This window comes from Streptomyces sp. F001 (genome assembly GCF_004187715.1).
Taxonomy (GTDB): Bacteria; Actinomycetota; Actinomycetes; order Streptomycetales; family Streptomycetaceae; genus Streptomyces; species Streptomyces flavusporus.
Genome location: NZ_QZWF01000007.1, coordinates 268856 through 293115, shown reverse-complemented (window position 1 = coordinate 293115; position 24260 = coordinate 268856). Strand labels below are relative to the sequence as shown.

Here is a 24260-nt window from a genome sequence, read left to right as displayed (position 1 = left end):
CAGGAGGTTCCGCCGCTCTGTCGGCAGGCCGTACGGCCGACAGGGCGGCGGAACCTCCTGCTCGTGGTCAGCGCTCCCCGGCGCCCGGTGCCTCGATGACCGGCAGCCGGGCGCAGCGTCGGCAGGACCGGGCCGAGCCCGCCACCAGGGCGTGCGAAGTGGCGGCGAGGGCCCCGGCGAACGCGAGCAGCAGCCAGTCGGTGCCCAGGGCGGCCGCGATGGCGAGTGCCAGGGTGGCGACGGCCATGGAGACGCTGGCGACGGTGCCGCCCCATGCGACGGTGAGCGGCAGCCGGTCCGGCGTGGGCAGCCAGCGGGCGAGTGTGCCGGTGGCCGCCAGGGCCACGGCGGCGAGCAGTGCGGCAGCGGCCGAGACGCCGGCCAGGTGGACGGCCAGCAGCTGGGCCGTGCGCGGCAGTTCCCAGGTCTGGTCATGGCCGGCCTGCCGGACCAGATACCAGCAGGCGATCACGAAGGGGACGGTGAGCGCGACGGCCCGCGCGGTGTGCCGGGCCTGGGCGATCGTCAGCTCGCGCTGCCAGCTCACCACGAGTTCGTCGGCGGTCCCGAACTCCCGCACCGCCTGGTCGGCGGCACGCTGGTACGTCAGCCCCGCCCGGGTGCGTTCCGACACCGCGTCCGTCAGGTCCTCACGCACCTCGGCCACCATGCGTGCCTTGGTGCGCGCCGGGCCGTGTAAGGCGGCGGCCAGACTGGAGACGTAGTCCTCGATGGGGTCGGTCTGCGGGGTGACGGCGCTCATGTGGCGACTCCGGGCGGCGTGACGGGGTTCAGGACCGAGCCGATGGCGGTGGTGAACTCCTGCCACGCCGTCCGCTCGCTGGCCAGTGTCCGGCGTCCGGCCTCGGTGAGCTCGTAGCACCGCCTGCGGCGTTCGCCGGCGGACTGCCAGCTGCTGCGCAGCAGCCCGATGCGCTCGAGCCGGTTGAGCGCCGGATAGATCGTGCCCGTACGCAGTTCGAGTGCGCCTCCGCTGCGCTGCTGGACGGCGGTGATGATCGCGTAGCCGTGCAGGGGCCCGGGTTCGAGCACGGCCAGCAGCAGTCCGTCCAGGTGGCCGCGCACTGCATCCTGTCTCATGAGTCGGCAGCCTACACAACCCGGGTATTGGTGTGCTATCTATTGGCAGCCAATGCATGCCGACGACGAAAGGGTCCACCAGTGACCAAGGTGCTGTTATCCGACTCCACCGCGGGAGCGTGATCCGGTGCGTACGTTGCGGATCGCGGCCGGCGTCGAGGCGGCCTCCCTCGCCCTGCTCTTCCTGAACCTGTTCACCGTTCATCTGCAGGTGATCACCTCGCTCGTCGGGCCGGTGCACGGCTCGGCGTATCTCGTCACCATCGGCGCCGCGTGCATGGCCCCGGCCGCGGCCGGGTCGGGCGCCCGCTGGCGCGCCGCCATCCCGGGCGTCGGCGGCCTGCTCGCCCTGGCGCGGATCCACAACCGGGCCGCGCAGGCCTCGCCGACCACCCACGCGGCCCCGGGCGGGCGGCATGGCTGAGCCAGTGCCCCGACAGGCACCGACCGGCACGGACAGCATCCACGGTCGCCCGGACCGTACGAAAGAGACCGCATCCAGGACCCGACGGGGGAGGACCCGATGACCGCCGGCAGTTCGGCAGCCGCCATCGAGACCGAGGGGCTGGTGAAGACCTACGGGGACAAGCGGGCCGTCGACGGCATCGACCTCGTCATCCCCCAGGGCATGGTCTACGGCGTGCTCGGCCCCAACGGGGCGGGCAAGACGACCTTCGTGAAGATGCTCGCGACCCTGCTGCGGCCGGACGGCGGCCAGGCCCGCGTCTTCGGCCGGGACGTCGTCCGCGAGGCGGACGAGGTGCGCGCCCGTGTCTCCCTCACCGGCCAGTACGCCTCGCTGGACGAGGACCTGACCGGCGCCGAGAACCTGGTCCTGCTCGGCCGGCTCCTCGGCCACGGCAAGAAGGCCGCACGTGAGCGCGCCGCGCAGATGCTTCAGGCCTTCGTCCTGACCGAGGCGGCCGACCGGCAGGTGAAGACGTACTCCGGCGGTATGCGGCGCCGGCTCGACATCGCGGCGTCCATCCTCAACACCCCCGACCTGCTCTTCCTGGACGAGCCGACCACCGGCCTGGACCCGCGCAGCCGCAACCAGGTGTGGGAGATCGTGCGGGCCATCGTCGGCCAGGGCACCACGGTGCTGCTCACCACCCAGTACCTGGACGAGGCCGACCAACTGGCCTCGCGGATCGCGGTGATCGACAGCGGCAAGGTGATCGCCGAGGGCACCAAGGGTGAGCTCAAGGCCTCCGTGGGCGCCGGGTCGGTGCATCTGCGGCTGCGTGACGCCGCCCAACGGCCGGATGCCGAGCGGGTGTTGGAGTTGTGCCTGGACGGCATGCCCGTACAGCTCGATCCCGACCCGTTCGCCCTCACGGCTCGCGTGGGCGCCGGGGCCGACGGCTCCGGCGCGGCCGAACTGGCCTCCCGCGCCCTGGCCGAGCTGGCCCGGGCCCACATCGCCGTCGACACCTTCTCGCTGGGGCAGCCCAGCCTCGACGAGGTCTTTCTCGCCCTGACCGGCGACGGCGCCGGCAGCGGCCGTAGCGTTCAGGAGGCCATGGCATGAGCACCGCGACCAAGACCGAGGACCGCTCCGACGGTCCCGCCGGGGTGTCCACCGAGTCGCTGACCGCACTGCTGGTCGCCCCGGCCGGGAAGCGGCCACGGGCCGGCGCCGCGGCGGCGTCGACGGCCTTCGGCTGGCGGGCCATGCTGAAGATCAAGCATGTGCCGGAGCAGCTCTTCGACGTCACCGCGATGCCGATCATGTTCGTGCTGATGTTCACGTACCTGTTCGGCGGGGCGCTGGCAGGCTCGACGGAGGAGTACATCCAGTTCCTGCTGCCCGGGATCCTGGTGATGTCGATCATCATGACGACGATGTACACGGGCATCTCGATCAACGTCGACATCGCCAAGGGCGTCTTCGACCGCTTCAAGACCCTGCCGATCTGGCGGCCCGCCCCCATGGTCGGCTATCTGCTGGGCGACATGCTCCGCTACACCGTCGCCGCGGCCGTCATCCTGACGGTGGGTCTGATCCTCGGCTTCCGGCCGGACGGCGGTCCTGTCGGGGTGCTGGCGGGGGTGGCCCTGCTGCTGGTCTTCAGCTTCGCCTTCTCCTGGGTGTGGACCATGTTCGGCCTGCTGCTGCGCACGGAGAAGACGGTGATGGGCGTCTCGATGATGGTCATCTTCCCGCTGTCCTTCCTCAGCAACGTGTTCGTCGACCCGAAGACCATGCCGGGCTGGCTGCAGGCGTTCGTCAACAACAGCCCGGTGACCCATCTGTGCGAGGCGGTACGGGGTCTGATGGCCGGCGGCCGGCCGTCGGCGGACATCGCTTGGACGCTGGGGTGGGCGGGCCTGCTCCTGCTGGTCTTCGGACCGGTCACGATGCGGCTGTACGCCCGCAGGTGAGATGAACGCCGGTATCGCCGACAACAAGGCGGCGGACAGCGCTTGAACGCGCTGTCCGCCGCCTTTTTTGTGGAATACGAGCCTCGATTTCGAACACCTTCCGCCTGATGGTTTCTGTGAGAGGATCCCCGAGCGACAGGCTGAGTGCGACGCGGTCGCCATGCCGTTGACCGACGACCGGCCAGTCCTGCTCGAAGAGCTTTCGTCAGATCTTTTGGTCCTCGCTGCCGGAATTCCGCGGACCCCTACCCGGGTCATGCGTCGAGACCGCCACCACTCGAGTGCAACGGCTCCGCAGTTTCCGCATGCGACGGACCATTCACAGAAGGGGGAATGCCGTGACCGTCACGGATACGGCCAAAGACACTTCCAGGCCTCCGCAGTACCCTTTCGGTCCCGTGGTCCGGCTAGAACTGAATCCCCGTTACCTGGAGCTGTGCCGGACCGAGCCGGTGTCCCGGGTCACCATGCCGTACGGCGGTGAGGCCTGGCTGATCACCGGATACCACGAGATCAAGGAGTTCCTCGCCGACCCCCGGTTCAGCTCCCGCTGGGCCACGGAACCCGACACCGCGCGGGTCACGCCCCTGCCGCTGCGCCCCGGGAACCTGCTCAGCATGGACCCGCCGGACCACGGAAAGATGCGCAAGATCGTCGCGCACGCGTTCCGGCCGCGCATCGTCTCGGACCTCACCGACCGGATGCGGGAGCTGGTCACCACGGAACTCGACGCGATGGAGGAGGCCGGCCCGCCCGGCGATCTCGTACAGCGGCTGGCGATTCCGCTTCCGGTCCGCATGATCGTGGAGCTGTTCGGCGTCCCTTACGAGGAACGGGCGGAATTCCGCAGGTACTCCGATGTCTTCGTGGCCACCTCCGCACACACCAGGGAGGAGGTGAACGAGGCCCGGGACGGACTCGAGCAATTCCTGCGCAAGCTGATCTCCATACGCCGGGCCAGTCCCTCCGACGATCTGATCTCCGTCCTCATCGAGGCGCTGGACGCCGGGCAGATGACGGAGGTAGAGGCCGTCCGGACCGGAATCGGCATTCTCATGGCCGGTCACGAGACCTCGCTCAGCATGATCTCCAACGTGTCGTTCCTGCTGCTGGCCCAGCATGATCTCTACGAACAACTCCTGGCTGACCGCAACCTGTTGGACCCCGCCATCGAGGAAATGCTGCGCATCATTCCGCTGCGCTCGACGGGCAGTTTCCCGCGCCGGGCCTCCGAGGACGTCGAGATCGGCGGGGTTCTCATCCGTAAGGGCGAGACGGTCATCTTCCAGCGGGCCGCGGGCGACCGCGACGAGCGGGTTTTCGAGGACCCGGAGACCATCCGCTTCGACCGTGAGCGCAATCCGCATCTCGGTTTCGGCCACGGCATTCACTACTGCCTCGGAGCGGCCCTCGCCCGCGCCGAACTCAAGGCGGCGATCGGCGGACTGCTCGACCGGTTCCCCGGCCTGCGCCTCGCGGGCTCGGTGGACGACGTCCCGTGGAAGCCCGGCCTGATCGCACGCGCCCCGGAATCCCTGCTGGTCACATGGTGATGGCGGTGCCGTCCGGCCCGGGTGAGCGAGGCGAGACCCGCACCGGAGACCGGGCCCAGTGGCTGCTCGAAGTGGACCGGTACGCCTGTGCCGGCTCCGGTCTGTGCCTCGCCACCGCGCACGGCCGGCTGCGCCTGGACGCCGGCCGGGCCCGGCCGGTGGCCGAGCTGACCGACCCGGACGCCCGCGTGATCGACGCCGCGGAGATCTGCCCCATGGAGGCGATCACGGTACGCGACGCGCGCACCGGCGAGATCATCGCGCCGCAGCAGTGACCGGGCGGTCGAGAAGAACCCGGGAATCCCCGTGATTCCCGTGCCCGCCTTTCCCTCAGGAAGGAAGCACCCTGCCATGCCGAACTCCGAACCGCTGCCCCTCTACGGCAAGGAGTACAAGACCGACCCGTACCCGCTGTACCGAAAGCTCCGCGAGGAGGGCCCGGTGCACCGGGTCAACTTCCCCAGCGGCGTCAACGCATGGCTGGTCACCGGCTACGAGGCCGCGCACAGCGCGCTGAACGACGACCGTCTCGGCAAGAACCACGACCTCGGCAACAGCGCCTGGCGCGAGCGCGCCGCCATCATGCCGGAACCGCAGCACTCACAGCTCCAGGTCCATCTGCTGCACCAGGACCCGCCGAAGCACACGGTGATGCGGAAAATGGTCACCGAGGCGTTCGCTCCCCGCCATGTCGAGCGCATGCGGCCCCGGTTCGAGGAGATCGCCACCGAACTGCTCGACGCGGCCCTCGACACCCCCGATACCGGGGAGGCCGGGGAGATCGACGTCGTCGGCGCCTTCGCCGCGCACTTCCCCTTCCGCGTCCTCGCCGAAGTGATCGGCCTGCCCGAGGCCCTGGCGGCGCGGTTCGACCGCGACTGGGGCAAGGTCGTGCAGCCCGTCGGTCCCACCGACCCGCAGCGGCCGGTGTACGAGGGGCGCCTGCGCGGGCTGCAGGGCTATATCGCCGAGGTCACCGAGGACAAGCGCCGAAACCCCGGCGACGACCTGCTCACCAAGCTCGTCGTGGCGTGTGAGGAGGGCGCGATCAGCAAGGAGGAGCGCGACTCCGTCGTCTTCCAGCTGCTGGTCGCCGGACAGGAACCGGTGACCAACCAGATCACCACCGCCCTCGTGGCCCTGCTGCGCCACCCCGCCGAGCTGCAGCGGCTGCAGGACGCCGTGCGGGACGGGGAGACGGGCGAGCAGGGGCTGCTCGCCCGGGCCGTGGAGGAACTCCTGCGCTACGACAGCGCCTTCGAGCTCACCACCTGGCGGTTCTTCGCCGAGGACGCCGACCTCTTCGGCACCCGCATCCCGGCCGGCGACTCGGTCATCGTGTCGCTGAGCGCCGCCAACCGCGACCCGGAACGGTTCCCCGACGCCGACACCCTCGACCTGGACCGCACACCCAACCCGCACCTGGCCTTCGGCCACGGCATCCACTTCTGCCCGGGTGCCTCCCTTGCCCGTATCGAACTCCAGATCGCCCTGCGCGCGCTGCTCACCCGGCTGCCCGGACTGCGACTCGCCGTCGCGGACCAGGACCTCGAGTGGATCGGCGCCGTCCTCGCGCGTGGCGTCAACCAACTGCCCGTCTCCTACGGCACCTCGGAGGCATCCCCGGCCACCGGCTGCCCCGTACGGCACCGGACGAACTGAGCGTCCGGCCGCCGTCTCCCGGCCACGTACCGCAGAACTGCCACCCGACGGCATCTCTGCGTCCAGCCTTCAGCGGAAGCGAGTCGATGACCCATGTCCCAGATGTCCACCACCTTCACCCACGCCTCCGCGGCCGAACGCGTCAGCCGCGAGATCCTGGAACTGCTGCTCCCGCACCGCAGGGCCGCCGAGCCCGATCCGCACCTGGACACCGCCCACGACTTCCCGGAGCAGCTGCGCCAGATAGGCGACTTCGTCCGGCGGGACGAACCGGTGATCTTCAGCCTGCCCGGCTTCCCCTGCAAGTCACCCAACCCGGACAAGGTCCTCAGCCACTTACCGGACCACGGGGAGCGGCTGGCGCTGCGCTTCCTGGGCTCCCTGTGCGCGGAGATCGCCAAGGTCTACGCCCCCGGCGCGAAGATCCTGATCTGCTCCGACGGACATATCTTCGGTGACGTCATCGGCGTCCCCGACGAGCACATCGACGCCTACGGCAGCGAGCTGCGCGCGATGATCCGCGCCGAGGGCCTCTCCGCGTATCTCGACACCTTCGACCTGAAGGACGTCTACGGCCCCGACCTGTCGTACGACGAGAAGCGCAAGGTCGCCGCCGAGACCCTCGGCCCGTCGGTCGAGGAACTCCGCGAGGAGGTGCGCAGCGACGAGTCCACCCTGCGCATGTACCGCGGCATCACCAAGTTCCTGATGGAGGACGTGGCCGAGTGGGACGGCTCCCGCTCGGCGCTCCAGCGGGACTGCCGCCGCCGCGCCTACGAGGTCATCGTCCGCAGCCGGGCCTGGGGCGAGCTGATCGCCGAGCACCACCCGCGCAACGTCCGGCTGTCCATCCACCCGCAGAGCCGCGGTGAGGCCAAGTTCGGTATCCGGCTGGTCGGCGCGGCCGACGTGTGGACCACACCGTGGCACTCCGTGGTGCTCCGGCACGCCGACGGCACCTGGCAGCTGATGCACCGCCGGGACGCCGAGCGCCTGGGCCGCGAGGTGTACGAGGACGGCCGGCCGAGCCACTTCGAGGCGACGGCTGCCGACGGGGCGGCCGAGGGGACCGGCGCATGAAGGGGATCATCCTGGCCGGCGGCCACGGGACCCGGCTGTATCCGATCACGCTGGGCGTCTCGAAACAGATGCTGCCGGTCTACGACAAGCCCATGATCTACTATCCGCTGTCCGTGCTGATGCTGGCCGGCATCACCGAGATCCAGATCATCGCCGCCCCGCAGGACGTCCCGGGCTTCCAGCGGCTGCTCGGCGACGGCTCCCGGCTCGGACTGCGGCTCACCTACGCCGAACAGGACAAACCCCGGGGCATCGCCGACGCCTTCGTCGTCGGCGCCGAGCACATCGGCGACGACTCCGTCGCGCTGGTCCTCGGCGACAACCTCTTCCACGGGCCGGGCTTCGGCGAGATCCTGCGCACCAGCGCGCGGGACATCGACGGCTGCGTCCTGTTCGGCTACCCGGTCGGCGACCCCGAGCGGTACGGGGTCGGCGAGGTGGACGCCGCCGGCCGTCTCCTGCGCCTGGAGGAGAAGCCCGAGGCACCGCGCTCCAACCTGGCCGTCACGGGGCTGTACTTCTACGACAACGACGTCGTCGACATCGCCCGCGGGCTGCGCCCCTCCGACCGCGGCGAACTGGAGATCACCGACGTCAACCGGGCCTATCTGGAGCGCGGGAAGGCCGAGTTCGTCCAGCTGGGCAGGGGCTTCGTCTGGCTCGACACCGGCACCCACGACGCGCTCACCGAGGCCGGCCAGTACGTGCAGATCCTCTCCCGCAGACAGGGCGTGCGCATCGGCTGCATCGAGGAGATCGCCTGGCGCATGGGCTACATCGACGCCGACACCTGCCACCGGCTCGGACTGGCCCTGTCCCACTCGCCGTACGGCCAGTACCTGCTGGAGATCACCACTGCCAAGGAGAAGAGCGAGTGAGCGTCATGCAGGTGCGCACGCCGGCCATCGAGGGCGTCCGCGAGTTCACCCCCCAGGTCTTCGGGGACGACCGGGGATGCTTCGCATCGCCGTACCAGGAGGCCACGTTCACAGCGGCCCTGGACCGGCCGCTGTTCCCGGTCAAGGACATCAGCCACAACATGTCCGCCCGCGGGGTGCTCCGCGGCATCCACTACACCGCCACCCCGCCCGGCCGGGCCAAGTACGTCTACTGCCCGTACGGACGGGTGCTGGACTTCCTCGTCGACCTCAGGGTGGGGTCGCCCACCTTCGGCCGGTGGGAGGCCACCGAGCTCAGCGGCGCGGACTGCCGTGCGCTGTACATCCCGGTCGGCGTCGGCCACGCCTTCCTGTCCCAGCAGGACGACTCGATCGTCGTGTACGTGATGTCGCAGGGGTACGTCCCCGAGCACGAACTGGCGGTGTCCCCGCTGGATGCGGCGCTCGGCCTGCCGCTGCCCGACGCACCCGAGCTGCGGCTGTCCGCCCGGGACAGCAGCGCCCCCACGCTCGCCGAGGCGCGGGAGAAGGGCCTGCTGCCCGCCTACGACACCTGCCGTGAAGTGGAGGCCGCGCTGTGGCCGTGACCCCCACCATCGCCCTGCTCGGCGCCACCGGCTTCGTCGGCTCGGCCGTCCTGCGGGAACTCGCCGCCCGCCCGGTCCGGATCCGGGCGGTCTCCCGGCGCCCCGCGGCCGTCCCGCCCGGGGCCCGCGCCGACGTCGAGGTACGGGCCGCCGACCTCACCGAGCCGGGCGCGACGGCCGCCGCCGTGGCGGACGCCGACGCGGTCGTCCTCGCCACGCTGTACAGCTCGGCCACCGCCACCTGGCGGATCGAGGACGGCGACACGGCCGCCGAGCGGGTCAACGTGGGCCTCGTCCGCGACCTCGTCGACACCCTCGCCGACCGCTCGTCCGGGCCCCGCACGAAGGTCGTGTTCACCGGCGCCGCCTCCCAGGTCGGCCCGACCGGCAAGGCGGTGCTCGACGGCACCGAACCGGACCGCCCGAAGGGCCCCTACGACCGTCAGAAGCTGGCCGCCGAGCGGCTGCTGCTCGACGCCGACGCCCGCGGTGTGCTGTGCGGGACGTCGCTGCGGCTGCCCACCGTGTTCGGGCCCGGCGCCGGGCCCACGGCCCGCGACCGCGGCGTCGTCTCGGCGATGGCCCGCCGCGCGCTGGCGGGGGAACCCCTGACGATGTGGCATGACGGGACGGTCCGCCGCGACCTGCTGTACATCGACGATCTGGCCCGTGCCGTGGTCGCCGGTCTGGACCACGCCGAGGCGCTGGCCGGGCGCCACTGGCTGCTCGGCACCGGCGAGGGCCGGCCCCTCGGGCCCGTCTTCGAGCAGGTCGCCGACCTCGTCGCGGTACGCACCGGGCGGCCGCGCGTACCGGTGCTGTCGGTGCCGCCGCCCGAGCACGCCGAGGCCGGGGACTTCAGCAGCATCACCATCGACGCCTCCGCGTTCCGGTCCGTCACCGGCTGGGAGCCGCGCACCGAGCTCGGCGAGGCGCTGCGGCGGACGGTGCACCATCTCGCGGACCAGACGGATCCGGCCGCAGAGGCGGTCGGGGGAGGCCGGGCATGAGCACCGCCGCGCTGCTGCGTCCCCGGGTCGCGGCGGACCTGCCCGCGCGGCTGGCCCGGTCCGCCGCCGTCACCGGGGCGGGCCGGCACCTGCGCACGGAGGACGTCACCGGCTGGCTCGCCGAGCGGGCCCGCGCCCACCGCTTCACCGTCCGCCGGGTGCCGCTGGACCGGCTCGAGCAGTGGTCCTTCGCCCCTGACACCGGTGACCTCGTGCACCGCAGCGGCCGGTTCTTCGCCGTGCGCGGCCTGGCCGCACGGGTCGACGAGGGGCCGTACGGCAGCTGGCAGCAGCCCGTCATCCACCAGCCGGAGGTGGGCATCCTCGGCATCCTCGCCAAGGAGTTCGACGGCGTCCTGCACTTCCTGATGCAGGCGAAGATGGAGCCCGGGAACCCCAACCTGATCCAGCTCTCGCCGACCGTGCAGGCCACCCGCAGCAACTACCAGCGGGTGCACGCCGGTTCGTCGGTGAAGTACCTGGAGCACTTCACGGGCGCCCCGCCCCACCTGGTGCTCGCCGACTCGCTCCAGTCGGAGCACGGTGCCTGGTTCTACCGCAAGGCCAACCGCAACATGCTGGTCGAAGCCGCCGACACCGAGGTTCCCTGCGGCCCCGACCACATCTGGCTGACCCTCGGCCAGCTCGGCGAGCTGCTGCGGCTGGACAACCTCGTCAACATGGACGCCCGTACCGTCCTGGGCTGTCTGCCGCTGCCCGAGACCGAGGCGGGCGCCCTGCACTCCGACCTCGAACTGCTCTCCTGGTTCACCGCCGAACGCGCCCGGCACGACGTCGACGTCCGGCTCATGCCGCTCGCCGACGTCGAGGGCTGGACCCGGGACGCGGACGGCATCCGCCGCCCCGACGGCCGCTTCTTCAAGGTCACCGGTGTCGCCGTCGAGGCCGGGAACCGCGAGGTCACCGGCTGGTCCCAGCCCCTGATCGAGCCGTGCGGCACGGGCGTGGCGGCCTTTCTGTTCCGGCGCCTGGGCGGCGTACCGCATCTGCTCGTGCACGCGCGCGTGGAGGCGGGATACCTGAACCGGGTCGAACTGGCCCCGACCGTGCAGTGCGCCCCACGCGACTGGGAGCCGGTCCCCGCCGCGGACCGGCCGCCGTTCCTGACGGCGGCCTTGCGGGCCGCGGAGCAGGGCGGCGCACCCTACTCGGCCGTGCACTCCGAGGAGGGCGGCCGGTTCCTGGACGCCTGCGTGCGGTACCTGTTCGTCGCGGCCGACGAGGACACCGCGCCGTCCGAGCCACCGCCCGGCTACACCTGGGCGACGGTCGGACAGCTCAACTCTCTCGCCGCCCACGGCCATTACCTCAACGTCCAGGCCCGCACCCTGCTGGCCTGCGTCAACTCCAGTGCCGTACGCCTGTGAGAGGGCGGCCGTCCAACCGGGCGGCCGCCCGGCGTGCGGGTGACAAAGTGGCGCGGCGCGCACGGCGCCGCGGCAGCTTGCGATGACACCATGCGGCCCATGAAGGCTGCCTACATCGAGCGACTCGGCCCGGCGGACGCCATTCGCGTCGGCGACCTCCCCCCGCCCCGAGGAGGGCCGACGGACGTGCTGGTCGACGTCCTCGCCACGCCGGTCAACCCGGTTGACACGTTCGTCCGCTCCGGGGCCTGGCGGACCCCGGTGACCTTCCCGTTCGTCATCGGCCGTGACCTGGTCGGCACGGTCGCCGCCGTCGGCGACGGCGTGGCCGGCTTCGCGGTCGGGGACACGGTGTGGTGCAACAGCCTCGGCCACGCCGGACGGCAGGGCGCGGCGGCTCAGCAGGCGCTGGTGCCGGTCGACCGCCTCTACCGTCTGCCGGACGCGGTGCCGCCGACGGACGCGGCAGCCGTGCTGCATCCGGCAGCCACGGCCCACCTTGCCCTGTTCGCCCACGGCGGGCTCCGCGCCGGCGAGAGAGTCCTCGTCGCGGGAGCCGCCGGAAACGTGGGCAGCGCCGCCGTGGTACTCGCCGCCGAGGCCGGCGCCCGGGTGATCGCGACCGCCGGTGCCGGCGACGCGGAGTACTGCCGGACGCTCGGTGCCCAGGCCTGCGCGGACTACCGCGACCCGGAACTCCCGCAGCGGCTACGGGACCTGGCGCCGGACGGCATCGATCTCCTCGTCGATGCCGCCGGCTGGAACGACCTGCCGGCCGCGGTCGACCTCCTCGCCTTCCGCGGCCGGATCGTGGTGCTCGCCGGCCTGCGCGCACGCCCCGTCCTCCCGGTCGGGCCGCTGTACCTCAAGGACGCCACGGTCACCGGCTTCGCCATCTCGCACGCCACGACCGCCGAACTCGCCGACGTCGCCCGCTCCGTGAACCGGCTGCTGGCCCGGGGGAGTCTGCGCGCCCGGGCGGTCGAGGAGGCACCGCTGAGCGCGGCCGCCGAGGCCCATGCCCGGCTGGAACGGGGCGAACTGCGCGGCAGACGTCTCGTGCTGCGTCCGGACCTCGACTCCTGAACGCCCGAGGCGACTTGACGGACCCGGTCGGCGTGCGTTGACCGGGTTCCGTGCCACTGGCGAGGCTTCCGGCCATGACGGATACCGAACTCGAGAACTTCAAGGACTCCAAGAACCTCGAGAACCTCGAGACCACCGCGCTCTTCCAGGTCAGCGCCGAAACCCATGTGCGTGCGTCCGCGGACGAGGTGTACGCCACGGTCAGCGACCTGCCGCGGAGCGGGGAGTGGAGCGTCGAGTGCACCGGCGGCCAGTGGGTCGAGGGAACCCCCGCAGCCGTGGGCGCGGTCTTCCGGGGCGAGAACCACCGCCCCGCCGACGTGGTCGCCTGGGCGCCCGTCGTCCGCGGCGCATGGACCACCGACTCCGAGGTCGTCGCCGCCGAGCCGGGCCGCAGCTTCCGCTGGGCGATCCGGGACAGTTCCGGACGGCGGCAGGAGAGCGTCTGGTCGTTCGACCTCAGGGCCGCGGACGACGGCTGCGTCCTGGTGCACAGCTTCTGGATGGGCGCGCCCACGGAGGGCATCCGCGGCATCACCGCGGACATGGCCGCGCACGAGAAGCAGCGGTTCTTCAGCGACTGGACGGCCAAGCTCACGGCCGACCTCGCAGCGACCGTGCACCGCATCAAGCAGGCCGTCGAGCGGACCTGACCCCGCTCAGCCGTACCCCGTGCACGACCTCCCGAACCGACCCCTGACTCTCCGCAGCGACCGGCGGAAGGCGGACAGATGCTGCTGCAGCGCATAGGAAACCGTGGAATCCGGCTGGGGACGCTCTTCGAGCGCGCGGCGTCCCGGCACCCCGCGAACGTGCTCATCCTCGACCACGACCTGGACCTGGCCCCCGACCTCGGCCGCCGGGCGACCGTGGCGGAGCTGGCGGACCTGGTGGCGGACGTGGCCTCGCGGCTGTGGGCGGCGAAGATCCGCCCCGGTGAACGCGTCGTCGTCCACAAGTCCGACACCTTCGACATCCCCCTGCTCGCCTGCGCGATCAGCCGGATCGGCGCGGTGCCGGTGCTGCTGTCGCCCCATCTCGACGGTGACACCGTGGCCGAACTGGTCCGGCGTGCGGACCGCCCCCATCTCGTCACCGACCAGGCCAAGCTCGACGACGAGCTGCCCGCGGAGGTCTTCGACCTCGCCGAGAGCGTCCTGCTCACCTCCGGCACCCATGCCCGCGCCGTCGAGCTGGAGGACTTCGCCGGCGTCCGGCGCGTCACCCCGGTGACCATGCCCGCCGACCACCCGACGCTGATCACGCACACCTCCGGGACCACCGGGGTGCCCAAGCTGGCGGTGCACACGGGCCGCACCCTGCAGGCCCGCTACCGCCCGCAGCGACTGGCGATCACCCCCGTCATCCGCAGGCGGGAAACCGTTGCCATGCACGTGTCGTTCGTGCACTCGCGGCTGTTCACCGCCCTGGCCATCTCCCTGTTGAACGGTCTCCCGATCGTGGTGCTGGCCGACGAGGACCCGGACCGCGCCGCCGACCTGTTCGCCCGTGTCCGCCCCGGCATCCTCGAGGCGCACCCCAACTCGTATCTGCGCTGGGAGAAGCTGGCCGACGACCACCGCGCACCGCTGGCCAACGTCAAGCTGTTCAGCAGTACGTTCGACGCCATCCACCCGCGCACCGTGCACCGGCTGCTGCGCGCCTCACGCCGCAGGGCACCCCTGTTCGGACAGCTCTACGGACAGAGCGAGGTGGGCCCGACGGTGGTGCGGGCCTTCACCCGGCGGCACGCCCCCGACGCCGACGGGCGCTGCGTCGGCATGCCCTTCCCCGGTATGACCGACGTCCGCGTGGTCAGCCGCGACGGCCGGCCGCCCTCGGAGGAGAACCCCGGCTACATCGAGGTGCGCAGCGACGGCCGGATCACCACCTACCTGGGCGAGGCGGAACGCTACGCCCGGCAGCTCGACGACGGCTGGTGGCGGATGGGCGACGTCGGCTTCAGGTCGAAGTGGGGGTGCCTGCACCTGCTGGACCGTGAGGTCGACCTGATCCCCGGGTTCGGCAGCACGCTCGCCGCCGAGGACACCCTCTTCGCCAAGCTGGACGAACTCGCCGAAGTGATCATCATCCCCGGCGCGGACGGCACCGCCGTACCCGTGGTGTGCACCAAGGACGACAGCCCCCTGGACCGGGAGGCATGGCGGCAGGCCACGGCCGGGCTGCCCGCGATGGCGGACCCGGTGCAGTGGCGGCTGTCGGACCTGCCGCAGACCGCGACCACGAAGATCAAGCGGCTCCAGCTGGCGCAGCTGCTGGCAGCCGCCGGCCAGGGCCGGTAGGGGGCGGCATGGCGAGGATGGTCGTCGTCGGGGGCGGCATCGGCGGGCTGGCGGCGGCCGTCGCCGTCGCCCGGCGCGGACACCGGGCGGTCGTACTGGAACGGGCCGAGGAGTTCGCCGAGATCGGCGCGGGCATCCAGCTGGCACCCAACGGGCTGCACGCCCTGGACCGCCTGGGCCTCGGCGACGCCGTGCGCGCGCTGGCGGTGCACATCGACGAACTGCGGTTCATGGACGGCGTGACCGGCGAGCACGTGGCGAGCATGCCGCTCACCGGCGGCTACCGGCGCCGGTTCGGCAATCCGTACGTCGTGGTCCACCGCGGCGAGCTGTACCGGCTGCTCCTGGACGCCTGCCGCCGCTCACCGGCGATCGAACTGCGCGCCGGCAGTCGCGCCACCGGATACCGCCAGGACGGCTCCGCTGCCACGGTGCTGCTGGACGGCGGCGGGCGGGTCACCGGTGACGCGGTGATCGGCGCCGACGGCATCCACTCGGCGATCCGGCGCCGGCTGGTCGGCGACGGCGCGCCGCGGGTGGCCGGCATCACCGTCTACCGCACGGTGATCCCGATGGAACGGGTCCCCGAGGAGCTGCGCCGGAACGCGGTGACCTGGTGGGCCGGACCGGGCTGCCACTTCGTGCACTACGCGATCGGCGGCGGCCGGTATCTCAACCTCGCCCCCAGCGTGGAGAACGGCGCCACCGAGGCGTTCGCCGCAGTCCCCGTCGAACAGGCCCGGGTGCTCGGCGAGTTGGCCGCACTCGGCGGGACGGCACAGCGGCTGCTCGCCCTGGGTGAGCACTGGAAGTCATGGGCCCTGGTCGACCGGGACCCGGTCGACCGCTGGACCGACGGCCGGGTGACCCTGCTCGGCGACGCGGCCCACCCCATGCTGCACTACGCCGCCCAGGGCGCCTGCCAGGCCCTGGAGGACGCCGTGGTGCTGGCCGGCCTGCTGGACGACGGGGCGGACACGATCCCCGACCGGTTCGAGAAGTACAACGCCGAACGACGCGAGCGCACCGCCCGGATCACCCACGCCGCCCGGGCCAGCACCCGGCTGTGGCACCCGGCCGGCGCCGAGGCGAAAGCGAGGAACGAGATGCTGTCGGCCCTGTCCGGACCGGCCCTGCACGACCATGTGGCCTGGATGCACGGAGCACGGGAGTTCGGCGCCGACGGAGCCCGCCGATGAGCGCCGGCCGGCTTCGGGTGTGCATCGTCGGCGCCGGCCCGCGCGGCCTGTGCGTGCTGGAACGGCTGTGCGCGGGCGAACGTACGGCCCGGTCCCACCGCTCCGTCACCGTGCACGTCGTCGACCCGGCCGCCCCGGGCGCCGGTGCCGTCTGGCGCACCGACCAGTCCCGGCAACTGCTCACCAACACCGTGGCCTGCCAGATCACCGTGTTCACCGACGCCGAATCCCGCATCGAGGGACCGGTCGAGCCGGGGCCCAGCCTGTACGAGTGGGCGGACAGCCTGGCCCGCTTCGGGGAACTCGGCGGTTACGACGAGGCCGTCCTCGCCGAGGCCCGGACCCTGCGGCCGGACTCCTATCCCACCCGCGCCTTCTACGGGCAGTACCTGCGGGACTGCTTCCGCCAGATCGTCGCCCGCGCCCCGGAGCACGTCACCGTCGAGGTGCACCGCTCACGCGCCGTCGCGATGGCGGACACCCACGGCACGCCCGGCGGCCCGCAGGGCGTACGGCTGGCGGACGGCACCAGGATCCACGAACTGGACGCCGTGGTGCTGGCCCTGGGGCACCTCCCGACCCAGCTGACCCCCCGTCAGGAACGGACGGCCAGCCTGGCCCGCATCCACCACCTCACCTACGTTCCGCCGGCCAACCCGGCCGACGTGGACACCTCCTTCGCCGAGGCCGGCGAGCCGGTGCTGCTGCGCGGCCTCGGCCTGAACTTCTTCGACCACATGGCGCTGTTCACCACCGGCCGCGGCGGCGTCTTCGACCGGCTCGGAGACCGCCTGGTCTACCGCCCGTCCGGCCGCGAGCCACGGCTCTGTGCCAGCTCGCGCCGCGGAGTGCCGTATCACGCGCGCGGCGAGAACGAGAAGGGCGCGTTCGGCAGGCACACCCCTCGGCTGCTCACCCCGGAGACCATCGCCGCCCTGCGCGGGCGCGCCCGAGGCGGCGAGCGGGCGCGCTTCCTGTCCGACGTGTGGCCGCTGATCGCCGCGGAGGTGGAAGGCGTCTACTACGGCACACTGCTCGCCGCCCGCAACGCCGCGTCCGAGCCGTTCGTACGCCGCTACCTCACCGCCTCGCCCCGCCAGCGGCCGGCCCTCCTGGACGAGCACGGCATCGGCCCCGCCGACCGCTGGGACTGGGACCGGCTCGCCCGGCCCTGCCACGGGCGCGCCTTCGCCGGCCGGGCGGAGTTCCGCGGCTGGCTGCTGGAGTACCTGGCCCGGGACGTGCGGGAGGCGAAGGCGGGCAATGTCAGCGGTCCGCTCAAGGCGGCGCTGGACGTCCTGCGCGACCTGCGCAACGAGGTACGCCTGGTGGTCGACCACTCGGGACTCGAAGGCGGCTCGCACCTCGACGAGCTGGAGGGCTGGTACACACCGCTCAACGCGTTCCTGTCCATCGGGCCGCCGGTCTCCCGCATCGAGGAGATGATCGCGCTGATCGAGGCGGGCATCCTCGAACTCACCGGCCCCGGCACCCAGATCCGCGTCGACACCGAACGCCCCGCCTTCGTCGCCCACTCGACCCTCGTGCCCGGCCCCCCGGTGCGCTCCGCGCATCTCATCGAGGCCCGCCTGCCCCCGCCCGACCTGCGTCGCACCGCCGATCCGCTGCTGCGCCACCTGCTCCTGACCGAGCAGTGCCGGCCCCATCGCATCGAAGGGGACTGCGGCGTCAGCCACGAGACCGGCGGACTCGCCGTCACCGAGCGGCCCTGCCGGGTCATCGACGGGCAGGGCCGCCCCCACCCGCGCCGGTTCGCCTACGGTGTCCCGACCGAGTCGGTGCACTGGGTGACCGCGGCCGGCGTCCGTCCCGGCGTGGACTCCGTGACGCTGGCCGACGCGGACGCCATCGCCCGTGCGGTGCTGACCCTGTCGCCGGCCCGGCAGGGCCTCGGAGGGACGCGGCTCACGGAGGTGGTCGTATGAACGACACCCTCATCGACGCGGGGCTGCTGTCGCCGGTGCGGGCGGGCACTCCCGTCGAGGCGGCCGTGTGCGACCTGGCCTGGCTGCAGGCCATGCTGGACGCCGAGGCCGCGCTGGCCCGGGCCCAGGCCCGGCTCGGCACGGTCCCACCGGAGGCGGCCGAGGCGATCACCCGCGCCGCCCGCGCCGACCGGCTCGACCTGCGAGCCCTCGCGGTCGCGGCCCGGGAGACCGCCAACCCGGTGGTGGGCCTGGTGGCGGCGCTCACCGCGGCGGTACGGTCCCGGTCCCCGGCGGCGGCGGAGTACGTGCACCGCGGCTCCACCAGCCAGGACGTCTTCGACACCGGCGCCATGCTGATCGCGCGGCGCGCCCTGGGGATCGTCCTGGCGGACCTGGACACCACCGCCGACGCACTGGCCCGCCTGGCGGCCGAGCACCGGGACACCCCGATGGCGGGCCGGACACTGGCCCTGCACGCGGTACCGACGACCTTCGGCCTGAAGGCCGCAGGCTGGCGGGAACTCGTCCTGGCCGCCGGCCACCGACTGCGCACGGTGGCCGGTCAGCTGCCCGTGTCTCTCGGGGGAGCGGCGGGCACCCTGGCCGGCTATCTCGCCTCGACCGCACTCACCGGGCCCGACCTCGACGCCTACCCGGACCGGCTCATCACCGCGTTCGCCGAGGAGACCGGGCTGGCCCGGCCGGTGCTTCCGTGGCATGCCGTGCGTACGCCGATGGCCGATCTCGCCGCGGCGCTGGCGTTCACGGCAGGGGCGTTGGGGAAGATCGCGGTGGATGTGCAGTCGCTGGTGCGCACCGAGGTCGGTGAGGTCGCCGAACCCGCCGGGCCCGGCCGGGGCAGGTCGTCGGCGATGCCGCACAAGCGCAACCCGGTCCTGGCCACGCTGGTGCGCAGCGCGGCGATCCAGGTCCCGCCGATCGCCGCCGGGCTCACCCAGTGCCTGGTGTCCGAGGACGAGCGGTCGGCGGGCGGCTGGCATGCGGAGTGGCAGCTGCTGCGCGAATGCCTGCGCCTGGCCGGCGGCGCCGCCCACACCGCCGTACAACTCGCCGAAGGACTGCAGGTGCGGCCCGAACGGATGCGGGAGAACCTGGAGTTGACCGGCTCCCGGGTGGTCGCCGAGCGGATCGCCGCCGTACTCGCACCTCGCCTGGGAGGCGCAGCCGCCAGGAAACTGCTCGACGAGGCGTCCCGGAAGGCCGAGGAGAGCGGGGCCGCCCTGGCGGAGATCCTCGGGGCGATGCCTGAAATCGGCCTCGACGCCGAAGAGTTGGCCGACCTGTGCGATCCCGTCGGCTACACCGGTGCCGCCGGGCCGCTCGTCGACCGTGCGCTGGGCGGCCGTAGCCGATAAGCAACAGGGGCGGCTGTGCGGTGGGCCGGAGCCCCTCGCACAGCCGCCCCCGTGTGTCCCGCTCAGACCAGGTTGCCCAGCAGTTCCGCGAGGATCCGCACACCCTCCCGCGTCAGCACCGACTCGGCGTGGAACTGCACGGACGCGAAGTGCGGCCCGCGCAGCGCGTGCACCTCACCGGTCTCCCGGTCCCGGCTCACCTCCACCGTGCCCACGCCCTCGCACTCCACCTTGTCCTCGGCCGCCCGCGCGGCGAACGTGTTGTAGAAGCCGACGCTCTCACGCGCCCCGAACAGGTCGATCTCCCGTCGCGTTCCCTGGTTGGGCACGTCCCTGCGGACCAGTTCGAACCCCAGCCGGGTGCACAGCACCTGGTGACTGAAGCACACGGCGAGGAACGGCCGGTGCCCGGCCAGCAGCGTGTCGACGACCGTACGCAGCCGCGCCACCTTCGGATGCCCGGCGTCCCGGGGGTCGCCGGGGCCGGGGCCGAGCACCACGAGGTCATGGTCGCCGAGGGCGTAACTCTCGTCGTACCGGCGTACCGTCACCGCCAGCCCGAGCGAGCGCAGTTGGTGGTCGAGCATCGCCGTGAACGTGTCCTCGGCGTCGACGACCAGCACGCTCGTCCCGGCCGGCGCCGGCGTCCGCGGCGGTGGTGTGCCGCGGTCGGCGAGCCAGAAGTCGGCCACGGAGGTGTTGCGTTCGGCCAGTGCCGTGCGCACGCTCGGATGGTCGGCGAAGCGGTCCGGCCGCCCGTCTTCCAGCGCCGCGAGCAGCCCGGCGGCCTTCGCCCTGGTCTCCGCGGCCTCGGACACCGGATCGGAGTGCCGTACGACGGTGGCTCCGACGCCGATCTCCAGCCGGCCCGCGCTGTCGATCTCCGCGGTGCGGATGAGGATCGCCGAGTCCAGTGTGCGCCCGCCCTCGGCGTCCCGGCCGATCAGTGCGGCGACGCCGCTGTAGTAGCCGCGGCCCTCGGGCTCGTACCGCTCGATCACCCGGCACGCACTCTCCAGCGGGCTCCCGGTGACCGTGGGCGCGAGCAGCGTCTCGCGCAGGATCTCCCGCGGGTCACGGGTGCTGCGCCCCTCGATGAGGTACTCGGTGTGCGCCAGCCGGGCCATCTCCTTGAGATACGGCCCCACCACCCGGCCCCCGTCCTCGCAGACGCGGGCCATCATCTTCAGCTCCTCGTCCAGCACCATGTACAGCTCGTCGGTCTCTTTACGGTCGGCGAGGAAGTCCAGCAGTTCCGACAGCCGTGGCCCGGAGGGCGGATAGCGGTACGTCCCGCTGATCGGGTTCATCACCGCCGTACCGCCGGACAGGCTCACATGCCGCTCCGGCGAGGCGCCGACGAACGTGCGGGTGCCGGTGTGCACCAGATACGTCCAGTACGCGCCGGACTCGGTCTGCAGCAGGTTGCGGAAGAACGACAGCGCGCTGCCCAGGCTGTAGTCACCGATCCGGGCCCGGTACGAGCGGCGGATGACGAAGTTGGCGCCCTCGCCCATGCCGATCTCCCGCTCGATGACCTCGCGCACGGTGGCGGCGTACGTCTCGTCGTCGGGCGTGAAACGCCCGTCCAGCAACGGCGTCGGCACCCGGTCCAGGCGGGCCGGCGCCTCAGCCGCCGACACCGTGTCCTGGTCGGTCACCTGCAGGGTGAGCAGCGGGGCGCCGTCGTCGACCGCGGCGAAACCGCGCTCGCGGACCTGCCGGTACGGCACGAGCGCGAGGACGTCATGACGGGCCGGGCCGGCGGCGGACGGCTCCGGCAGCGCAATCGCGTCGAGCGTCGGCCAGGTGTGCACCTCGCCGACGAGGACGTCCAGGCGTCCGCCGCCGGCCGCGGTGGACCGGTGGAGCAGGGCGAAGGGCGGGGGCTGCGCCACCAGCACCCTGCCGAGCAGATCGGACGTCACGCGATGACCTCCTTGGCCGTGGAGACGACGGCGCAGCAGCGCGCCGCGTAGTCGAGCGCCTGCCGGTGGTGGGCGGCGGAGAAGTCGGCGACCGCGTCGGCCACCAGGAACGTCTCGATGTCGTTGCTGAACGCGTCGACCGCCGTCATCAGCACGCCCACATGGGCGTACACCCCGCACAGGACCAACTGGTCGCGGTGGTGCGCCCGCATCCGCTCCAGCAGACCGGAGCGGAAGAACGCGCTGTAGCGCCACTTGGTGAACATCCAGTCCCGGCCGGTGGGAGCCAGTTCCGCCGTGATCTCGCGGTCGGCGGGGGAGCGTTGCATGCCCGGCCCCCAGAAGTCCTTCAGCAGCCCGCGCTCCGCATCGTCCATGGCGCCCGGCTGCGCGGTGTACGCGACGGGCATGCCGAGGGCGGCGCAGCGTGTCCGCAGCAGCACGGCGTTGCGCAGCAGCTGTTCGCGCAGGGGTTCCGGCAGCGTCCGGAGGAAGTAGTGCTGCATGTCGTGCACCAGGAGAACCGCGCGGCCGGGGTCGACCCGCCAGGGCGGGACGGGGTCGGGCAGCTCGCGCGCGCTGGGCAGCTCGTAGGGTTCGATGGGAGGTATCCCGGTGGTCCTCCCGGCCGGGGTCGTCCCGGTGGTGATCTTCCCGGTCATGGTCCTCTCTCCGCCTCGTCCGGTCCGGCGGGCTACCCGCCGAGGGTGGCGCCGCCGTCCACCGTGAGGCTGTGCAGGGTGATGTGGGCGGCCCGGTCGGACAGCAGGAAGGCCACGGCGTCGGCGACGTCCGAGGGCATGGCGAGCTTGCCGAGCGGGATACCGACGCGGTACTCCTCCGGCCGGCCGGCGATCGTGGTCCGCCGACCGCTGTTGTCCCGCCACATGGAGCTGAGCATCGGTGTGTCGGTGGAACCGGGGGCCACCAGATTGCAGCGGATGCCGTGCCCGGCCACCTCCAGGCCGAGGCACTTGGTGAACATCGTGGCGGCGGCCTTCGACGCGGCGTAGGCGGCCATCTGCGTGCGGGCGGTGCCGGCCGCGTTCGACGCCACGGTGACGATGGCCCCGCGCCGGCGCGGCACCATCCGGTTGACGACCGCGCGCGACACCACGAACACGCCCGTGGCGTTCACCGCGAACGTGGCGTCCCAGTCCTGGTCGGTGAGATGCCGGGCCTCGCCCAGGTGCAGCACGCCCGCCGCGTTGACCAGGAAGTCCAGTGGGCCCAGCTGCTGTTCGACGGTGTCGACCAGAGCGTCGACCTCGGCGCGACCGGTGATGTCGGCCGGGAACGCCCGGGCACTCACGCCGTCGGCGGTCAGCTTCTGCACCGTGTGCAGCAGCCCGTCCGCGTCCCGGTCGACCGCGGCCACCGTGACGCCGCGCTCACCGAGCGCGCGCGCCACCGCGGCGCCGATCCCTCCTGCCGCTCCCGTGATCAGGGCGACCTTGCCCTCCATGTGGAGTCCTCCTTCGTATGAGGTGACAGCTGAGGTGACAGCGACGGTGTCGGCCCTCGAGGCCGCTACGTCCCCCACGCCGAGACCGCGGCCACGGCCTGGTCCGGGCGCAGCCGCGGGTCGCACAGGCTGGTGTAGGTGCCGCGGTCCAGGTCGGCGGCGGACGGGTCGGTGGCGCACTCGGCCACCTGGTCCGGGGTGGTCTCCAGGTGCAGGCCACCGGCGACCCCGCGGGCGGTGAGGACGGCGGACCGGAAGTCCCGTACCTCCCGCACGATCCAGTCGAGGTACCGGGTCTTGCGCCCGTCGGGGGCCGTGACCGTGTTGCCGTGCATCGGATCGCAGAGCCAGATGACGGGATGCCCCGCCTCCCGTACCGCCGCCACCAGCGGTGGCAGACGGTGGGCCACCAGCTGCGCACCCATCCGGGCGATCAGGGCCAGCCGGCCGGGTTCACGCGCAGGGTCGAGGCGTTCGCACAGCGCCAGCAGCTCGCTCGCCGTCATACCGGGGCCGACCTTGCAGGCGACGGGGTTGGCCACCGCGGCGAGCAGGGCGACATGCGCGCCGTCCAGCTGCCGGGTGCGGTCGCCGATCCACGGCCAGTGCGTGGAGGTGAGGACCGGCGCCCCGGTGCTGTCGCGGCGCACCAGCGGGACCTCGTAGTCCAGCACGAGTGCCTCGTGGCTGGTCCACACCGGCGGATCGATGCCGGGCACCCCGGGCGCGCGGTGCCAGCCGAGGTGGCGCAGCACCGCACGGGAGGCGCGGTAGCAGTCCAGCATGCGGCGGGGATCCGGCCGCCTGCTCAGGGGGTCGGGTCCGGGGCCGTTGACCATGTGGCCGCGGTAGACGGGCAGTTCGAGCTCGCCGACCCACTCGGTCGGTTTTGAACGCGGCTTGCCGAACTGCCCCGCCATCCGCCCCGCCCGGACCACCGGCCGGTGTGTGATGCCCTTGAGTTCACCGGCGAGTACGTCCAACAGGCCGGCCTTGCGGGCGACATGGCCCTCGGTGCACTGAGCCGGGTCCTCCGCGCAGTCGCCCGCCTGCACCACATGGGCCCGGCCGGCGGCTACGACGGTCAGCACCGAGCGCAGAGTGCGCACGTCCTCGGGATCGACGAGCCCCGGCGAGGCCAGCAGCTGCCGCCGTACCCGCCCAACACTCTCCTTGTCCTCCCACCCCGGCTGCTGCCGGGCCGGCTTCGAGCCGATGTCGAGCACAGGGTTGTCCACTGATGTCTCCCATTCCGGATGGACCGGTGCGTGGGTACGTCCCCGACGGCC

The 24260-nt window shown here is 72.3% G+C and carries 23 protein-coding genes; 17 read left to right on the top strand and 6 right to left on the bottom strand.

Translation table 11 applies throughout. The features are described from left to right. Positions 1-67: 67 nt before the first annotated feature. Together StrepF001_RS26035 and StrepF001_RS26030 are read right to left on the bottom strand one after the other, a co-directional pair. Positions 68-763, bottom strand: coding sequence for a permease prefix domain 1-containing protein (locus StrepF001_RS26035; RefSeq protein ID WP_129800637.1), 696 nt, complete (start codon positions 761-763; stop codon positions 68-70). Continuing rightward, on the bottom strand, positions 760-1101 hold the full coding sequence (locus StrepF001_RS26030) for a PadR family transcriptional regulator (RefSeq protein WP_129800636.1): 342 nt from the start codon (positions 1099-1101) through the stop codon (positions 760-762). Before StrepF001_RS26030 ends, StrepF001_RS26035 begins: the two co-directional genes overlap by 4 nt. Positions 1102-1228: 127 nt before the next feature. On the opposite strand from StrepF001_RS26030, the gene StrepF001_RS26025 reads away from it, so the two are divergent. The 17 genes from StrepF001_RS26025 (at position 1229) to pcaB (ending at position 19578) form a co-directional block, all read left to right on the top strand. Next, positions 1229-1525, top strand: coding sequence for a hypothetical protein (locus StrepF001_RS26025; protein WP_129800635.1), 297 nt, complete (start codon positions 1229-1231; stop codon positions 1523-1525). Positions 1526-1624: 99 nt separating this feature from the next. Next, positions 1625-2632, top strand: a complete 1008-nt coding sequence (locus tag StrepF001_RS26020) for an ATP-binding cassette domain-containing protein (RefSeq protein ID WP_129800634.1) — start codon at positions 1625-1627, stop codon at positions 2630-2632. After that, positions 2629-3486 carry an ABC transporter permease gene (locus StrepF001_RS26015; RefSeq protein ID WP_129800633.1) on the top strand — a complete coding sequence of 286 codons (858 nt, stop codon included), beginning with the start codon at positions 2629-2631 and terminating at the stop codon, positions 3484-3486. The genes StrepF001_RS26020 and StrepF001_RS26015 overlap by 4 nt, the downstream gene beginning before the upstream one ends. Positions 3487-3884: 398 nt before the next feature. Beyond that, positions 3885-5039 (top strand): cytochrome P450, encoded by a 1155-nt coding sequence (locus StrepF001_RS26010; protein WP_240797685.1) that lies wholly within the window; start codon positions 3885-3887, stop codon positions 5037-5039. Beyond that, positions 5039-5314: a ferredoxin gene (locus tag StrepF001_RS26005; RefSeq protein WP_129800705.1), complete on the top strand. Its 276-nt coding sequence runs from the start codon at positions 5039-5041 to the stop codon at positions 5312-5314. The genes StrepF001_RS26010 and StrepF001_RS26005 overlap by 1 nt, the downstream gene beginning before the upstream one ends. A 76-nt stretch (positions 5315-5390) precedes the next feature. After that, positions 5391-6701, top strand: coding sequence for a cytochrome P450 (locus tag StrepF001_RS26000; RefSeq protein WP_129800631.1), 1311 nt, complete (start codon positions 5391-5393; stop codon positions 6699-6701). Positions 6702-6803: 102 nt separating this feature from the next. Next, on the top strand, positions 6804-7781 hold the full coding sequence (locus tag StrepF001_RS25995) for an isocyanide synthase family protein (protein ID WP_129800630.1): 978 nt from the start codon (positions 6804-6806) through the stop codon (positions 7779-7781). Further along, a complete protein-coding gene (rfbA, locus tag StrepF001_RS25990; protein WP_129800629.1) occupies positions 7778-8659 on the top strand; it encodes a glucose-1-phosphate thymidylyltransferase RfbA in 882 nt (293 codons plus the stop codon). Before StrepF001_RS25995 ends, rfbA begins: the two co-directional genes overlap by 4 nt. A 5-nt stretch (positions 8660-8664) precedes the next feature. Then, positions 8665-9267: a dTDP-4-dehydrorhamnose 3,5-epimerase family protein gene (locus StrepF001_RS25985; protein ID WP_129800704.1), complete on the top strand. Its 603-nt coding sequence runs from the start codon at positions 8665-8667 to the stop codon at positions 9265-9267. Continuing rightward, the gene (locus StrepF001_RS25980; RefSeq protein WP_129800628.1) at positions 9258-10277 is read left to right on the top strand and encodes an NAD-dependent epimerase/dehydratase; all 1020 of its coding nucleotides are present in this window, start codon (positions 9258-9260) and stop codon (positions 10275-10277) included. The genes StrepF001_RS25985 and StrepF001_RS25980 overlap by 10 nt, the downstream gene beginning before the upstream one ends. Further along, positions 10274-11665, top strand: a complete 1392-nt coding sequence (locus StrepF001_RS25975) for an NDP-hexose 2,3-dehydratase family protein (RefSeq protein WP_129800627.1) — start codon at positions 10274-10276, stop codon at positions 11663-11665. Before StrepF001_RS25980 ends, StrepF001_RS25975 begins: the two co-directional genes overlap by 4 nt. 99 nt (positions 11666-11764) lie before the next feature. Next, positions 11765-12751: an NADPH:quinone reductase gene (locus StrepF001_RS25970; RefSeq protein ID WP_129800626.1), complete on the top strand. Its 987-nt coding sequence runs from the start codon at positions 11765-11767 to the stop codon at positions 12749-12751. Between the two features lie 74 nt (positions 12752-12825). Further along, positions 12826-13404, top strand: a complete 579-nt coding sequence (locus StrepF001_RS25965; RefSeq protein ID WP_129800625.1) for an SRPBCC family protein — start codon at positions 12826-12828, stop codon at positions 13402-13404. 78 nt (positions 13405-13482) lie between these two features. Next, on the top strand, positions 13483-15054 hold the full coding sequence (locus StrepF001_RS25960) for an AMP-binding protein (RefSeq protein ID WP_129800624.1): 1572 nt from the start codon (positions 13483-13485) through the stop codon (positions 15052-15054). An 8-nt stretch (positions 15055-15062) separates the two neighbouring features. Next, complete coding sequence (locus StrepF001_RS25955) at positions 15063-16253, top strand: FAD-dependent monooxygenase (protein ID WP_129800623.1); 1191 nt, start codon at positions 15063-15065, stop codon at positions 16251-16253. Then, a complete protein-coding gene (locus StrepF001_RS25950) occupies positions 16250-18199 on the top strand; it encodes an FAD/NAD(P)-binding protein (RefSeq protein WP_129800622.1) in 1950 nt (649 codons plus the stop codon). Before StrepF001_RS25955 ends, StrepF001_RS25950 begins: the two co-directional genes overlap by 4 nt. After that, positions 18196-19578: a 3-carboxy-cis,cis-muconate cycloisomerase gene (gene pcaB, locus StrepF001_RS25945; RefSeq protein WP_129800621.1), complete on the top strand. Its 1383-nt coding sequence runs from the start codon at positions 18196-18198 to the stop codon at positions 19576-19578. The genes StrepF001_RS25950 and pcaB overlap by 4 nt, the downstream gene beginning before the upstream one ends. A 62-nt stretch (positions 19579-19640) precedes the next feature. Here pcaB and StrepF001_RS25940 read toward each other — a convergent pair whose 3' ends face one another. The 4 genes from StrepF001_RS25940 to StrepF001_RS25925 form a co-directional block, all read right to left on the bottom strand. Further along, positions 19641-21506, bottom strand: a complete 1866-nt coding sequence (locus StrepF001_RS25940; protein ID WP_129800620.1) for an anthranilate synthase family protein — start codon at positions 21504-21506, stop codon at positions 19641-19643. Then, a complete protein-coding gene (locus StrepF001_RS25935) occupies positions 21503-22168 on the bottom strand; it encodes an isochorismatase family protein (RefSeq protein ID WP_129800619.1) in 666 nt (221 codons plus the stop codon). Before StrepF001_RS25935 ends, StrepF001_RS25940 begins: the two co-directional genes overlap by 4 nt. 32 nt (positions 22169-22200) lie before the next feature. After that, complete coding sequence (locus StrepF001_RS25930; RefSeq protein ID WP_129800618.1) at positions 22201-22971, bottom strand: 2,3-dihydro-2,3-dihydroxybenzoate dehydrogenase; 771 nt, start codon at positions 22969-22971, stop codon at positions 22201-22203. Between the two features lie 65 nt (positions 22972-23036). Further along, complete coding sequence (locus StrepF001_RS25925) at positions 23037-24209, bottom strand: 3-deoxy-7-phosphoheptulonate synthase (RefSeq protein ID WP_240797684.1); 1173 nt, start codon at positions 24207-24209, stop codon at positions 23037-23039. Positions 24210-24260 lie beyond the last annotated feature (51 nt).